Below are 15,056 nucleotides of genomic sequence, written 5' to 3'. Positions count from 1 at the left end.
GCACCCGACTCGAACCGTTGCCAGTCGACCAGTGCGGCATGGACCTCGGAGTAGCGGCCCATGGCGTAGACGTCGTACCGATCGAGGTGAACGACCGGACCCGCCTCGCGGAGGTCGCGGTGGAACGGGTGTGGGTCGGCCAACACCTCGTCGCCGAAGGGATCGGCGTCAGTGCGGGGGATCGGGCTCGGAGCGATGGTCATCGGTTTCTCCTGGGAGTGGCGGGGGTCAGATGTCCAGGACGAGGCGGTCGCTGGCAGAGCGCGAGACGCAGGGGTAGAAGAGGTCCCCGCGCTGTCGCTCGTCGTCGTCGAGCATCGAGTCGCGGTGGTCGGGGGTGCCCTCGAGCACGTCGGTCTCGCAGGTTCCGCAGATGCCCTGACGGCAGGAAGCGAGGATCGGGGCGCCGGCCTCGGCGGCGGCCTCCAGAATGCTCTGTCCGGGGGCCACGGTGACCGTCACGCCGGAGCGTGCCAGCTCCAGGTCGAACGACGTGGTGCGCACCGGGGCGGGCATGGCGGCTGCGACGAACCGTTCGGTGCGCAGGCTCCCCGAGGGCAGGTCCACGGCGGCGGTCCGCACGGCTGCCAGCAACGGTTCCGGACCGCAGCAGTACACCTTCGTCCCCGCCTCCAGCCGGCCGAGCACGTCGAGGTCGAGCAGTCCGCTCTCGTCCTGCGGGCAGACGTCGACGCGGTCGCCCCAAGGCGTGAGTCGGTCGAGGAACGCCATCGAGGTGCGGGTTCGACCGCCGTAAAGCAGCCGCCAGGGCTTGCCGAGCATCTCAGCCTGCTCGAGCATGGGCAGAATGGGAGTGATGCCGATGCCGCCGGCAACGAAGAGGTAGGCGTCGGCAGGTGCCAGCGGGAAGTTGTTGCGCGGACCGGCGATGTCGATCACGTCGCCTTCGCCGAGTTCGTCGTGGACGAAGGCCGATCCGCCACGCCCGTCCGGTTCGCGCAGGACGGCGACCTGGTAGCTGTGCGCATCCCATCGGTCACCGCACAGTGAGTACTGCCGGTTGAGGCCGTTGGCGAAGGTCAGGTCGATGTGCGAACCAGGGGTCCAATCGGGAAGCCGACCGTCGTCGGGCGCGACCAGCTCCAGGCCGCAGACCCCGTCAGCGAGGGCGAGCTTGCGACGGACGCGGAGGCGGACCTTGCCGCCGACGGCGGGGGAGGCCGTGTCGCTGGCGGCCGTCATTGTTGTGCTCATGGCGCGAGAGCATGCGCTTCGTGTGATGCCACTCACGACGCCTGCTCCATTCAATGGGCGAGAATGTTGCGGCGGTCACACCGGGCGGGGGCGGTGCAGCGTGCGCTCGAGTCCTCGTGCAGCGGTGCGCAGGACCGGAACGTGGGCGTGTGCGTTGCCGTCGTTCGGCACCACGAGTGCGAGCGAGGCGATGACGCGGCCGCGCGGATCCCGGACCGGTACGGCGATTCCGGTCGCGCTGGGGTCGATGGCTCCCGGACAGAGTGCGAAGTCCTGGCGGCGGATCTCGGCCAACACCTTCCGGAGGGTGCCGGCGTCCGTGATGGTGGTGTCGGTATAGCTCCGCAACGGACCGGCGAGCACCGACTCGCGTACGGACGCCGGCGCATGGGCGAGCAGCACCTGGCCCGCCGACGAGGCGTGCAAGGGGAGGCGTCCGGCCACCTTGGTGACGTTGATGACAGCGTGGCGGGTCGAGAGGCGTTCGATGAACAGGACTTCGGTCCCCTCGCGGACGCCGAGCTGGGTGTGGTGGCCCACGATGTGTTGCAGGTCCTCCATGAACGGCATCGCGACCTCGCGCAGGGCCAAGGTCGGCGACGCGCGTGCCCCGAGCTCCCAGAGGCGGACACCGATGCGGACGCCGCCGGAGGGGTCACGACGCAGGAGTCCGTGGGAGACGAGCTGGTCGACGAGGCGGGAGGTCGTGGAGCCGGGGAGACCGGCCCGGGCGGCCAGTTCTCCCACCGTGAGGCTCGGCGTGTCGGGGTCGAATGCCTCCAGGATGCGCACCACCCGCTCGATCAGCGACTCCCCTGACGGTGACCTGGCCATGGGCGACAGTCTGGCATTCGCCCTGTCGTCCGAGCGTGGCCCATTGAATGGTTCTGAGGTGTCCCTGCCTGCGCCTGTGCGCGAAGGTGCGTGACCGGCGCCACAGCCAGGTCGGCCCCGAAGGGGGCGGCACCCGTCGACGAGGAGGAACCATGCAGCAGGTCAGGGCCGTTGTGGCCCGCGCCAAGGGCGCACCGGTCGAACTCACCACGATCAATGTCCCGGACCCGGGGCCGGGGGAGGCGGTGGTGAAGGTCCAGGCGTGCGGGGTGTGCCACACCGATCTGCATTATCGCGAGGGTGGGATCAACGACGAGTTCCCGTTCCTGTTGGGTCATGAGGCCGCGGGCGTGGTCGAGGCGGTGGGTGAGGGGGTCACCGATGTGGCGCCGGGCGATTTCGTGGTGTTGAACTGGCGTGCGGTGTGTGGTGAGTGCCGGGCGTGTAAGCGGGGGGAGCCGAAGTACTGCTTCGCCACGCACAACGCGACCCAGAAGATGACGTTGGCCGAGGGGCCCGATGCCGGGACCGAGTTGTCGCCGGCGTTGGGGATCGGTGCGTTCGCGGAGAAGACGCTGGTCGCTGCGGGGCAGTGCACCAAGGTCGACCCGCAGGCGCGTGCGGCCGCGGTCGGTCTGCTCGGTTGTGGTGTGATGGCCGGGATCGGTGCGGCGATCAACACCGGTGGGGTCACTCGGGGTAGGTCGGTGGCCGTGATCGGTTGTGGCGGTGTGGGTGTGGCCGCGATCGCGGGGTCGGCGTTGGCGGGTGCTTCGCCGATCATTGCCGTGGACATCGACGCCAACAAGCTCGCGGCCGCGAAGCGGATGGGTGCCACGCACACGGTGGATTCCTCTGCCGGGTCCGGTCTGGATCCGGTCGAGGAGATCAAGCGGATCTGTGCTGAGACCTATGAGGGTGCCGAGGGTGCGGACGTGGTGGTCGAGGCGGTGGGGCGTCCGGAGACGTGGAAGCAGGCCTTCTACGCCCGTGACCTGGCCGGGACGGTGGTGCTGGTCGGTGTGCCGACTCCGGAGATGAAGGTGCCGGAGCTGCCGTTGATCGATGTCTTCGGTCGTGGTGGGGCGTTGAAGTCGAGTTGGTACGGCGACTGCCTGCCCTCTCGTGACTTCCCGATGCTGGTGGATCTCTATCGTCAGGGTCGGTTGGATCTGGATGCGTTCGTGACCGAGGAGATCGGGATCGGTGACATCGAGGCTGCGTTCGAGAAGATGCACCACGGCGACGTGCTCCGCTCGGTGGTGGTCCTCTGATGGCCGCGGCGCTCGGCCGCTGAGGCGCCCCCTCCGTCTGCCCACGCCATGCTCGACCGGGGCCGGGCGGCGCTTGCCTCGTGACGAGACGTTGGCGAGATCCTGCCGCCAACCGTCCACCCTGGTCGGGTGGGCGTCGTCCCGATGGTCGGAGTCGGATCATCTGCCCAGCTCGGCCACCCTGCGGAAGCGGGCGTCACCCGTTCCGCGCCGACTCTGGCGCGCCGCGCACCGCCTGTGGTGTGGTGAAGGGTCCGCGTCCCGGGAGGTACGCAATGCGGCTCGCGCCTGTGACCGTCACCCGATGGATCAGCGCGCTCTTCGCGATCGGCTCTCTTCTGTTCGTCGTCGGGTCGGTGCCGGCCTACCTGGACGCCGTCGGGCCGCGGGCCGTGGCCGCGACCTACGCCGTGGGATCGATCTGGTTCACCGCAGCGGCGTTCGTGCAGCTGGTCCAGGCGCAGGACCCGCGACTGACGCAGGTGAGCGCAGCCACCCAGCACGACCGTCTCGGTGTGCCGCAGTGGCGGTGGGGGTGGCACGACCCGGCATGGTCGGCGGCCGCGAGCCAGTTCCCCGGCACGCTGCTGTTCAACGTGAGCACCTTCGCTGCGCTGATCGGAGACCTCACCGAGCAGCAGCAGGACCGCATCGTGTGGCGCCCCGACCTCTACGGGTCTGTGCTGTTCCTCGTGGCCAGCACCTTCGGCCTCCTCGCCGTGGGCCGACTGCTGTCCCTGCGCCCCCGCTCCTGGGCGTGGTGGGCGGCCTGGCTGAACATGGCCGGGTCCGTGGCGTTCATGGCCTCCGCGCTCGGCGCCTACGTGTTGCCCTCGGGCAGCCTGACCGACGCGGTCGTTGCCAACGGCGGCACGCTCGTCGGCGCACTCTGCTTCTTCGCCGGAGCCATGCTCCTCCTCCCGGCGTGGCGACAGGACCTGCTGCCGGCGCGACCCGAACAACCACCATCGGAAGAGTCGACGGTTTCCCGTCACCAGGCATTCGGAGAAGGAGCACCATGAACGCACAGCAGCCGCACGACCTCTACGGCACCGGGTTCAGCGCCCGCGAGGTGCCCAGCGCCGCCTTCCCTGTCGAGGGCATGCCGGCGTACGCCGCGCGGTACCTCATCGAGTCCGACCTCGCTCTGGAGGGCGACCCGGCGCGCAACCTCGCGACGTTCGTGACGACGTGGATGGAGCCCGAGGCGCAGACGCTGATCAGCGAGAACCTGCACCGCAACTTCATCGACCATGCGGAGTATCCGCGCACCGCCGAGATCGAGCAGCGCTGCATCCGGATGCTGGCCGATCTCTTCCACGCTCCCGGCGAGACCACCGGCGCCCGCACCCAGGGGTCCTCGGAGGCGATCATGTTGGGCGCGCTCTCGCTGAAGTGGAAGTGGCGGGAGCGCCGGAAGGCGGCCGGGCTGCCCGCCGACCGACCCAACCTGATCTTCGGTGGCGACGTGCACGTGGTCTGGGACAAGTTCTGCCGATACTTCGACGTGGAGCCGCGGACGGTGCCGCTGCGACCGGAGAAGTACACGATCGGCCCCGAGGACGTCGAGCCGCACATCGACGAGAACACCATCGGCGTGGCCGCCGTCCTCGGCACGACGTTCACCGGTCACCGCGACGACATCGGCGGGATCAACGACCTGCTGGTGCGCCTCAAGGCCGAGCGCGGGCTCGACGTACCGCTCCACATCGATGCCGCCAGCGGCGGCTTCGTGTGGCCCTTCCTCTACCCCGACACGGCGTGGGACTTCCGGCTCGAGCAGGTGCGCTCGATCAACGTCTCCGGCCATAAGTTCGGCATGGTCTATCCCGGCATCGGCTGGCTGGTCTTCCGCGAGACAGCCGATCTCGCGGACGACCTGGTGTTCGAGGAGAACTACCTCGGCAAGACCGACCGGACCTTCACCCTGAACTTCTCCACCGGATCGGCGATGGTCGTCGCGCAGTACTTCACCCTGATCCGCTACGGGCGCGCCGGATACGAGTTCGTCATGCGCAACATGCAGTCCAATGCCGAGGCGCTGGCCGACAGGATCGAGGCGTTGGGTCGTTTCGAGATCATCGGCCGGCACGATGAGCAACTGCCCCTGGTCGCCTTCAAGCTGCGCGAGGAGCAGGACTACGACGAGTTCGACATCGCCTGGCAGCTCTCGGCCGAGCGCGGCTGGATGGTCCCCGCGTACACGCTGCCGCCGGACGCCCAGGACGTGAAGATCATGCGCGCCCTGGTGAAGCGGACGATGACCCTGGAACACGTGGAGACCCTCGCCGCCGACATCGACGGCGCCTGCCGCACCTTGGAGGCCAAGGGCGGCGCACATCCACGGGAGCGGCAGCAGGTGGTCACCGGTCCCGGCCACTGAGCGCCGGTCAGCGCGGATCGTGGAGCAGGTGCTGATCGAGCCGCCCGGTTAGCGACGGTGAGCTGCAGGGCGTGGAACCTGACAACGCCGGTGGTACGACGGCGGCCGGACGTCCCTCGCAGTGGGAGTGGGCCCGACGACTGCACGGTCGGGCAAACACCGTGCAGCGTGACGCAAGCCGGACCCGCCGGAGGCTGGCAGCGTGGCGCCAGACCCGTCGAGCTCCGTCGCCGAACCGACCGAGAGGACCCAGCCGTGAACGCTGCCACCCCCGACACCGTCGTCCTCGTCCACGGCCTGTGGATGACCCCCGGAGCTGGGAGGAGTGGGTGCCCCACCTGGAGGCGAAGGGGCTGCGGGTGCTGACCCCGGCGTACCCGGGATTCGAGGTCGAGGTCGAGGCGCTTCGCGAGGATCCGCAGGTCATCGCGGACCTCACCGTCAACGCCACGGTCGATCACCTGGCGTCGGTGGTGGAGTCGGTCGCCACGCCGCCGGTGATCATCGGTCACTCGTTCGGCGGCACGCTGACCCAGCTGCTGCTCGCCCGTGGTCTCGGATCGGCGGGTGTGGTGATCGACTCGGCGCCCACCGAGGGTGTCCGGGTGAACCCGGTCTCCCAGGCACGATCCCTCTTCCCGGCGCTGAAGAATCCGGCGAACCGCCGTCGGGCCGTCAGCTTCACCCCGGAGGAGTTCCACTACGCCTTCACCAACACGTTGACCGCGGAGGAGTCGCAACGGATCTGGGAGCGCTATGCGATCGGCGCCCCTGGCAACTGGGTCTGGGAGCACGGCCTCTTCGCCAACTTCAAGCCCGGGCACCAGGACACCTGGGTCGACTTCAAGGCGGACCGGGCTCCGCTGCTCTTCATCGCGGGCGGGAAGGACCACATCATGCCGCCCTCGGTGAACCGTTCGAACGCCAAGCACTACCGGCACTCGCCGGCAGTGACCGACTACCACGAGTTCGAGGAGCGCGATCACTGGACGTGCGGTGCTCCCGGCTGGCAGGAGGTCGCCGACCACGCCCTGCACTGGGCCCTCGACCACGCCCAGCCCGCTCGCCCCTGGCTGACCAACGCCTGACCTGATACCCGACCCGCCACCCGACCCGAGCGCTTCCCCTACCCGGGGTATTGCCTTCCGCCCGCCGCCGTCCGCAGACTCTGACCACGGCGCACGGGAGGTCGGGCGATGCTGGTGCTGGACAGTGGCACGGTGGCGCCTGCTGAGCGTGCCGACTTCGTGTCCTGCGCCATGGCCGACGCCGCCTACGCCAGCCACACGCTGCCGCTGGGCGCGGCCCCGCCGCAGCTCCGCATGGAGCGCTGGGAGCTCGGGGTGGTCGGTGTCTTCCACACCCGGATCTCGCCGATGGTCTCGGCGCGCACCGAGCGTCAGGCACGCGCCGACGAGGCGCCGGTGCTCGCGCTGGTACTGGGCTTCACCACCGCCATGTGCCGGGAGCAGGACGACCTGGTGATCGCCGAGCAGGCCGGCGCCGTGGACCTGATCGACCTGAGCCGGGCGTACCGCACGGTGATCCCGGGAGGCACCGACGGCTGGTGCGCCGAGGTGGCGCTGGCCGAGCTGCGTCTCGACCCCGGCACGATACGACGCGCCCGCCCCCGGCTGTCGGCCTCGCCGGTGGCGGGTGTCTTCGCCCAGCATCTGCGTGAGCTCCAGCGCTACGCGGCGGCCCACGGCGAGGAGATCGAGCTCGCTCCCGCGGCGGCCGCGCTGCTGGGCAGGACCACCGTCACCCTGGCGCGGGCGCTGATCGCCTCGGCCGCCGGCTGCCGGGACGCGGGCGACGCACTGGAGGAGAGCCTGCTGCTGCGGGTGCAGTCCTATGTCCGCACCCATCTCGGCGATCCCGACCTGGACATCGCCCGGATCGCGGCGGTCCACAGCGTCTCCGTGCGCCACCTCTTCGCGGTCTTCGCCGCGGCGGGCCTTCGTCTGGAGCAGTGGGTCATCGCGGAACGGTTGGAGGCGGCGCGGCACGAGCTGGGTGGACCCGCGGGGCGCCACCGCACCATCGGTGCGGTGGCCCGCCGCTGGGGCTTCCGCAGCCACGCGCACTTCACCCACCGGTTCCGCGACACCTACGGGATGTCCCCGCGGGAGTGGCGCGAAGCCGCCCGCCGCGTCGAGTGAGCCGGTCCGGCGGGCTCACCGATGAGCCGGAGCGCGGCTGGCTCGGGTCGCGGCGGCGCGCTCCAGCACGGGCAGCACCCGCGGCGGCACCACCGTCCCCAGCACCACCACGCTGGTCGAGCGCACCACCGCGGCGGAGTGGTTCAGCTCCAGCAGCGTGGCCTGCAGGTCGGCGTGGTCGGCGGCCGCTACCTTGCACAGCACGTCGGCCGAACCGGTCGTCATGTAGGCCTCCAGGATCGTCGGGATCGCAGTCAGCTCGGAGGCCACCTCTTCCAGCGCCCCCTGCGCGATCTCCAGGGTCACGAAGGCGGCCAGCGGGTGGGCGGCGGCCTCCAGGTCGATGTCCGGGCCGTAGCCGGTGACCACGCCCGCCGTCTCCAGGCGCTGGATCCGCGCCTGGACGGTGGCGCGGGCGACCTTCGTCAGCCGGGAGAGCTCGAGCGGGCCGGCACGGGGATGGTCCCGCAGCGCGGTGAGCAGTGCGAGGTCGAGCTGGTCGAGGTCCACGAGAGCATCTCCTTCGCCAAACGGTAGTCCCACAGCATAGATAACCGCCGGTTCGGCTGCGCGGTCTGTGCAGTGCGAGCAGGAGATCGTGCCCCGGTTGTCCACCTCGGTCCGGCCGGGTTGGCTGGTGACCCGGACCACATCCCTCGACGAAGGAGTCCCATGACCGTCGCCGACCATCTCACCGACGCCGAACGCCTCGCCGACCTCGACCTCGACCAGCTGCGCCAGCTCGTCGGGCTCGTCGCCTACGACGACGCCACCGACCCGTTCCCGGTCACCGGTTGGGACGCCGTGGTGTGGGCCGTGGGCAACGCGGTGCAGACCAGCCACTTCTTCCAGAGCGCCTTCGGCATGGACCTGGTCGCCTACTCCGGTCCGGAGACCGGCAACCGGGACCACCACGCCTACGTGCTCACCTCGGGTGCGGTGCGTTTCGTGATCACCGGGGGCATCGCGCCGGACAGCCCGGTGGCCGCCCACCACGCCCGGCACGGTGACGGGATCACCGACATCGCCCTCGAGGTGCCCGATGTCGACCGCTGCATCGACCATGCCCGCGCCGAGGGCGCGACCGTGCTGGTCGAGCCGCACGACGTGAGCGACGAGCACGGCACGGTGCGAATGGCCGCGATCGCGACCTACGGCGAGACCCGGCACACCCTGGTCGACCGCAGCCGCTACCGCGGGCCCTACCTGCCCGGGTACGTCGCCCGCACCTCCGGCCTCGTCCGCCCGGCGGCGGCCGACGGTGCCGACGCGCCGCGGATCTTCCAAGCGCTGGACCACGTGGTCGGCAACGTCGAGCTCGGCCGGATGGACGAGTGGGTCGACTTCTACGGACGGGTGATGGGCTTCGCCAACATGGCCGAGTTCATCGGTGACGACATCGCCACCGACTACTCGGCGTTGATGAGCAAGGTGGTCGCCAGCGGCAACCACCGGGTGAAGTTCCCGCTGAACGAGCCGGCGATCGCCAAGAAGCGCTCCCAGATCGACGAGTACCTCGAGTTCTACGGCGGCCCCGGTGCCCAGCACCTCGCCCTGGCCACCGAGGACATCCTCGCGGCGGTCGACGCGATGCGCGCGGCCGGCATCGAATTCCTGGACACACCCGACTCCTACTACGAGGACCCCGAGCTGCGTGCTCGGATCGGCGAGGTGCGGGTGCCGATCGCCGAGCTGCAGCGCCGCGGGATCCTGGTCGACCGTGATGAGGACGGCTACCTGCTGCAGATCTTCACCAAGCCGATCGGCGACCGGCCGACGGTCTTCTTCGAGATGATCGAGCGGCACGGGTCGCTGGGATTCGGGAAGGGCAACTTCAAGGCCCTCTTCGAGGCGATCGAGCGCGAGCAGGACAAGCGCGGCAATCTCTGAGACGGTGATCGGGAGGCGGGGCCCGCGGTGCCAGGAGCGCCGGTGACGGGCCGCGCAGCCCTCCACGAGCGGCGGTGATCTGAATGGCGCACTACCAGCGGATGGGAGACGTGCCCCCCAAGCGGCACACCCAGCACCGGGGCCCCGACGGCGGCCTCTACCGCGAGGAGCTGATGGGCGAGGAGGGGTTCTCCTCCGACTCCTCGTTGCTCTACCACCGGGGCGTTCCGTCCGCGCTGGTCGACGCGCGGGCATGGGAGCTGCCCGACCAGGCCACGGTGCCGAACTCCCCGCTGCTGCCGCGCCACCTCGCGCCGCACCAGCTCTTCGCCCACCTCGATCCCGGCGGGGTCGACGCGGTGACCGGCCGCCGGCTGCTGCTCGGCAACGGCGACGTGCGGTTGAGCTATGTGGTCGCCGGGCGCACCTCGCCCTACTACCGCAACGCCACCGGTGACGAGTGCGCCTTCGTCGAGTCCGGGCAGGGGAGGCTGGAGACGGTCTTCGGGGATCTCGAGGTCGGCCCGGGTGACTACGCGATCATCCCGCGCGCCACCACGCACCGCTGGGTGGTGGCGGGGGAGCCGTTGCGCCTCTACGCGATCGAGGGCAACAGCCACATCTCGCCGCCACGCCGCTACCTGTCCCGGTTCGGGCAGCTGCTCGAGCACGCGCCGTACTGCGAGCGGGACCTGCGGGTGCCGTCCCCGCCCCGCCAGGTGGAGGGGGCCGACGTGGAGGTCTACGTCAAGCACCGCGGCTCCGGTCCCGGCGCGAGCGGAGGGCTGGCCGGCACGGTGCACGTCCTGCCGGAGCACCCGTTCGACGTGGTCGGATGGGACGGGTGCCTCTACCCGTACGTCTTCAACGTCGCGGACTTCGAGCCGATCACCGGCCGGGTGCACCAGCCTCCGCCGGTGCACCAGGTCTTCGAGGGCCACAACTTCGTGGTCTGCAACTTCGTGCCCCGCAAGGTCGACTACCACCCGCTCGCCGTCCCGGTGCCCTACTACCACTCGAACGTCGACTCCGACGAGGTGATGTTCTACGTCGCCGGGGACTACGAGGCGCGCAAGGGCTCCGGCATCGGGATCGGGTCGATCACGCTGCACCCGGGCGGTCACGCGCACGGTCCGCAGCCGGAGGCGATCGAGGCCAGCCTGGGGCCGAGCGGTTCGACGAGCTCGCGGTCATGGTGGACACCTTCCGGCCGCTGGACCTCGGCGAGGGCGGTCGCGCCTGCGACGACGGGGCCTACGCCTGGACCTGGGCCGGCGGACGTCGGTGATGGCGGCGGTGACCCCGGAAGCCGCGGCCACCCCGCGTCCGGTCGGCTTCGGGGTCTTCCGCACCCCCGACGCGCCACGCGTACGACGACTGGGCTGGCGTACCAGCGGAGGTGTGCTCGACCTCGGCGCCCTGGCCGCCTCCCGCGCGCCCGGCCTCGCGTCGTACCTGGGGGTGGGGCGGCTGGACCCGCTGCTGGCCGCCGGCCGGGCGGTGTGGGACCAGGTGCTCGACGCGGTGCTCTCCTGGGAGCGGAGCGTCGAGCCGGTGCCGATGGACCGGGTCGACCCGGTGCTCGGGTTCTCCGTCGCCGACTACGTGGACTTCTACGCCTCCGAGCACCACGCGGCGCGGGTGGGCGCCCTCTTCCGACCGGACGGGCCGGCGCTCCCGGCGGCCTGGAAGCACCTCCCCATCGGCTACCACGGACGGGCCGGGAGCGTGGTGGTCTCGGGCACGCCGGTGGTGCGGCCGCGCGGTCAGCAGCAGGACGGCGAGGGCCGGATCTCGGTCGCGCCGACGCGCCGGCTCGACCTGGAGGCCGAGGTGGGGTTCGTCGTGGGTGCCGCCTCGCCGCCCGGGATGCCGGTGCCGATGGAGGCGCTGCCCGACCATGTCTTCGGCGTGTGCCTGGTCAACGACTGGTCGGCCCGCGACATCCAGGCATGGGAGTACGTGCCGCTGGGCCCGTTCCTGGGCAAGTCCTTCGCCACCTCGGTCTCGCCCTGGATCGTCCCGCTGGCGCTGCTGGACGGCGCCCGGGTCCCGCCGCCCCGGCGCGACCCGATCCCGCCGGACTACCTCGACGACACCCGGGGGACGGGCGGCCCTGGGGCCTGGACCTGCGCCTGGAGGTCCGGCTCAACGACCGGGTGATCAGTCGGCCGCCGGCCGCCGCGCTCTACTGGACCGCGGCCCAGCAGCTCGCCCACCTGACCGTGAACGGCGCGGCGCTGCGCACCGGCGACCTCTACGCAAGCGGCACGGTGAGCGGTCCGGACCGGGCCGAGAGCGGCTGCCTGCTCGAGCTCACCGAGAACGGCACCCACCCGCTGCGGCTCGCCGACGGCGCCACCCGAGGGTTCCTCGAGGACGGTGACGAGGTGGTCGTCGCGGGCACCGCGCCGGCGGCCGACGGTGGTCTGCTCGACCTCGGCGAGGTGCGCGGCCGGGTGACCCCCGCCCCGGGTGATGCCGGCCGGTGACCGGCCGGTCTCACCACCAGGTCAGCAGAACGCCGGTCGCCCCTCCGGCGACGATGAACCAGGCGCTGTTCCACCGGGTGCGCCACAACCCCAGCAGGGTCAGCCCGAAGAGCGCCAGCGTCACCAGATCCACCAGTCCGTCGCCGGCCAGCCGAGCCAGCACCCCGGCCATCAGCGCCACCGACGTGGCGCCCAGGCCGTCCAGCGCCGCTGCGGTCCACCGCCGGCCCCGCAACCACCCGGTGAGCCGGGTCAGCAGGCCGACGAAGACGAACGACGGCGCGAAGATCGCCACCGCCGCCACCGCGATCACGGTCGACAGCCGGCTGCGCAGCACCGTCGGCGCGAGGCCGACCACGGCCCGGGCCACGATCGCCAACACCACCGGCACCATGCCGTACAGGAGACCGTCGAAGGCGGGCGTGGTGCCCTTCTCGACGTAGGGCCGGGCCAGGGCGGTGACCATCAGCGCGGCCGGCACGATGAAGCAGACGCCCGCCGCCAGCATCCCGCGCCAGCGCGCCCTGTCGTGGCCGAGGTGGATCGCGAGCTCGGTGGAGTTCGGTCGTGGTGGGTGGAGGTGGCCGGCGAGTGAACGCTCCGTCCCGGACGCACTTCACCGGCCGGACACCTGGTCGCGGGCGTGGATTCACCTGCCGCTGGTGGGGTGACGGCCATGACCTCTGCGCCCCCCGAGCCCCGCCGTCTGCTGCCGATCACGCCCGTGGAGCGTGACGGGCAGCGGCACGGCTCGCGTTCCTACCTGACCTGCCTCTACCGCTGCGGCAACGCCTGCGACCACCCCGAGCCCAACACCACCGACAACGCCCACGTCCGGGACGTGATCGGCTCGGCGCTGCGTCGTCGTGCGGTGCTCCGGGGCGCCGCCGTGGGCGGCGGTGCGTTGGTCATCGGCGCCGGCAGCCTCGGCTCGGCAGCGGCGGACCCGACCGACCTGGCCGGCAAGAAGGGCAGGGGCAACGGCAAGGACCGGCTCGACAAGGGCGTGCTCGGCACGGCGGACTTCCGTGCCGTCCCGCCGAACAAGCGCGACGCGGTGGTCGTGCCCGACGGCTTCGACCACAACGTGATCATCCGCTGGGGAGACCCGGTCGTCGCCGGCGCCCCGGCCTTCGACCCGGCGAACCTGACCGTGAACGCGGTCAAGAAGCAGTTCGGCTACAACAACGACTACGTCGGCGTGGTGCCGACCGGACGCAACACCGCGCTGATGGTGGTCAACCACGAGTACGACGACCCGGGGCTGATGTATCCGGCCGGGCGCTACTCGCAGGCCGAGATCGCCGAGCTCGGGCTCTACACCCACGGTCTCTCCGTGGTGCAGATCAGGCGTGGTGAGGTGGACGGCTCCTGGTACCGCGAGCGCAACCTGTCCAAGGCCCGGAAGAACCGTCGGATCAACGTCGACACGGGGTTCCGCCTCACCGGACCCGCCGCCGGGCACGAGCTGCTCAGGACCGGCAAGGACGGCTCGGGCCGACGGGTGATGGGCACGCTGAACAACTGCGCCGGCGGCCTCACGCCGTGGGGGACGATCCTCTCCGGCGAGGAGAACTTCAACCAGTACTTCAACGTGTCCGGCGAGATGCCGGCCGGGCCGACGCTCGCGGACGGCACCGCCCTGGAGACGTCGTACAGCCGCTACGGGATCGGCGCCAACCCGAGCGACCCGCGCCAGTGGTACACCGTCGACGACCGGTTCGACATGACCAGCGAGCCCAACGAGCCGCACCGGTTCGGGTGGATCGTGCAGGTCGACCCGAACGACCCCGACTCCGCGCCGCGCAAGCACACGATGCTCGGCCGCTTCAAGCACGAGGGCGCCAACATGACCCTCTCCCGCGGCCGCGCGGTGGTCTACATGGGCGACGACGAGCGGGGCGACTACCTCTACAAGTTCGTCTCCGCCGACCGGTACGACCCGCGCGGGTCGAAGCGGGCCCAGCGCCACAACATGGCGCTGCTCGACCGGGGCACCCTCTACGTCGCCAAGCTCACCGGCGACGGCACCGAGGACGGTGTCAGCGACGGCACCGGCGAGTGGATCAGGCTCTGCACCGACACCCGTTCCTTCGTGCCCGGGATGACCGTCGCCGAGGTGCTGATCTTCACCCGCCACGCGGCCGACAAGGTCGGCCCGACCAAGATGGACCGTCCCGAGGACGTCGAGGTCAACCCGGTCAACGGCAAGGTCTACGCGGCGCTGACCAACAACTCCAACCGCGGGTCGGCCTTCCCGGCCGACGAGGCGAACCCGATCACCTCGTCCCAGGTCCGCTCCGGTCCCGCCAGCGAGCTGACCACCGCGAGTGGCAACCGCAACGGCTACGTGCTCGAGATGACCGCCACCGGCGGCGACCACACCCGCCCCACGTTCCGCTGGGACCTGTTCTTGATCTGCGGCGACCCGGACGCGCCGGAGACCTACTTCGCCGGGTTCCCGAAGGAGTCGGTCAGCCGGATCAGCTGCCCCGACAACCTCACCTTCGACGCCCGCGGCAACCTGTGGATCTCCACCGACGGCAATGCGCTGGGGGCCAACGACGGGCTGTTCCGGGTGCCGGTCTCCGGCCCCCGGCGCGGCGAGGTCAAGCAGTTCCTCTCCGTGCCGCGCGGCGCGGAGTGCTGCGGCCCGTTGATCTACGACGGCGACCGGTCGCTCTTCTTCGCCCCGCAGCACCCGGGCGAGGTGTCGGGCGCGACGTTCGAGGAGCCGGCGAGCACCTGGCCGCACTCCGACGACTTCCCGCGACCCTCGGTCTGCGTGGCCTACCGGCAGCGCTGA

General features: G+C 70.9%; 13 protein-coding genes and 1 pseudogene. 10 read left to right on the top strand and 4 right to left on the bottom strand.

The window, feature by feature from the left end; genetic code table 11:
- Positions 1-228: 228 nt before the first annotated feature.
- Positions 229-1,215 carry a PDR/VanB family oxidoreductase gene (locus tag FIV43_RS07455; RefSeq protein WP_231123816.1) on the bottom strand — a complete coding sequence of 329 codons (987 nt, stop codon included), beginning with the start codon at positions 1,213-1,215 and terminating at the stop codon, positions 229-231.
- A gap of 75 nt (positions 1,216-1,290) precedes the next feature.
- Complete coding sequence (locus tag FIV43_RS07450) at positions 1,291-2,049, bottom strand: IclR family transcriptional regulator (RefSeq protein ID WP_141013613.1); 759 nt, start codon at positions 2,047-2,049, stop codon at positions 1,291-1,293.
- Between the two features lie 152 nt (positions 2,050-2,201).
- Between FIV43_RS07450 and FIV43_RS07445 the strand changes: the two genes are divergently transcribed.
- The 5 genes from FIV43_RS07445 (at position 2,202) to FIV43_RS07425 (ending at position 7,868) form a co-directional block, all read left to right on the top strand.
- Entirely contained in the window at positions 2,202-3,323 is a 1,122-nt protein-coding gene (locus FIV43_RS07445; RefSeq protein WP_141012569.1) for an S-(hydroxymethyl)mycothiol dehydrogenase, read from the top strand.
- A 290-nt stretch (positions 3,324-3,613) separates the two neighbouring features.
- A complete protein-coding gene (locus FIV43_RS07440) occupies positions 3,614-4,345 on the top strand; it encodes a hypothetical protein (RefSeq protein ID WP_181407712.1) in 732 nt (243 codons plus the stop codon).
- Positions 4,342-5,706: a glutamate decarboxylase gene (locus FIV43_RS07435; RefSeq protein ID WP_141013612.1), complete on the top strand. Its 1,365-nt coding sequence runs from the start codon at positions 4,342-4,344 to the stop codon at positions 5,704-5,706. Before FIV43_RS07440 ends, FIV43_RS07435 begins: the two co-directional genes overlap by 4 nt.
- Before the next feature lie 329 nt (positions 5,707-6,035).
- Positions 6,036-6,794 carry an alpha/beta fold hydrolase gene (locus FIV43_RS07430; RefSeq protein WP_231123815.1) on the top strand — a complete coding sequence of 253 codons (759 nt, stop codon included), beginning with the start codon at positions 6,036-6,038 and terminating at the stop codon, positions 6,792-6,794.
- A gap of 108 nt (positions 6,795-6,902) precedes the next feature.
- On the top strand, positions 6,903-7,868 hold the full coding sequence (locus tag FIV43_RS07425) for an AraC family transcriptional regulator (protein ID WP_141013611.1): 966 nt from the start codon (positions 6,903-6,905) through the stop codon (positions 7,866-7,868).
- A 15-nt stretch (positions 7,869-7,883) separates the two neighbouring features.
- On the opposite strand, the gene FIV43_RS07420 is transcribed toward FIV43_RS07425, so the two are convergent.
- A complete protein-coding gene (locus tag FIV43_RS07420) occupies positions 7,884-8,378 on the bottom strand; it encodes an Lrp/AsnC family transcriptional regulator (RefSeq protein ID WP_231123814.1) in 495 nt (164 codons plus the stop codon).
- 162 nt (positions 8,379-8,540) lie between these two features.
- On the opposite strand from FIV43_RS07420, the gene hppD reads away from it, so the two are divergent.
- The 4 genes and pseudogenes from hppD to FIV43_RS23125 all read left to right on the top strand — a co-directional run bounded on the left by hppD (position 8,541) and on the right by FIV43_RS23125 (position 12,250).
- The gene (gene hppD, locus FIV43_RS07415) at positions 8,541-9,758 is read left to right on the top strand and encodes a 4-hydroxyphenylpyruvate dioxygenase (protein ID WP_141013609.1); all 1,218 of its coding nucleotides are present in this window, start codon (positions 8,541-8,543) and stop codon (positions 9,756-9,758) included.
- 83 nt (positions 9,759-9,841) lie between these two features.
- Positions 9,842-10,858, top strand: a pseudogene (locus FIV43_RS07410) (cupin domain-containing protein); the annotation flags it as partial.
- Positions 10,859-11,054: 196 nt separating this feature from the next.
- Positions 11,055-11,921 carry a fumarylacetoacetate hydrolase family protein gene (locus tag FIV43_RS23130; RefSeq protein ID WP_269204069.1) on the top strand — a complete coding sequence of 289 codons (867 nt, stop codon included), beginning with the start codon at positions 11,055-11,057 and terminating at the stop codon, positions 11,919-11,921.
- Positions 11,918-12,250, top strand: coding sequence for a fumarylacetoacetate hydrolase family protein (locus FIV43_RS23125; protein ID WP_269204083.1), 333 nt, complete (start codon positions 11,918-11,920; stop codon positions 12,248-12,250). Before FIV43_RS23130 ends, FIV43_RS23125 begins: the two co-directional genes overlap by 4 nt.
- A 10-nt stretch (positions 12,251-12,260) precedes the next feature.
- Here the strand turns inward: FIV43_RS23125 and FIV43_RS07400 are convergent, their stop codons facing one another.
- Entirely contained in the window at positions 12,261-12,794 is a 534-nt protein-coding gene (locus FIV43_RS07400; RefSeq protein WP_141013608.1) for a chromate transporter, read from the bottom strand.
- A 132-nt stretch (positions 12,795-12,926) separates the two neighbouring features.
- On the opposite strand from FIV43_RS07400, the gene FIV43_RS07395 reads away from it, so the two are divergent.
- Positions 12,927-15,056 (top strand): PhoX family protein, encoded by a 2,130-nt coding sequence (locus FIV43_RS07395; RefSeq protein WP_141013607.1) that lies wholly within the window; start codon positions 12,927-12,929, stop codon positions 15,054-15,056.

It is taken from the genome of Nocardioides sambongensis, assembly GCF_006494815.1.
Classification (GTDB): domain Bacteria; phylum Actinomycetota; class Actinomycetes; order Propionibacteriales; family Nocardioidaceae; genus Nocardioides; species Nocardioides sambongensis.
This window is presented reverse-complemented; position numbering and strand designations above follow the sequence as displayed.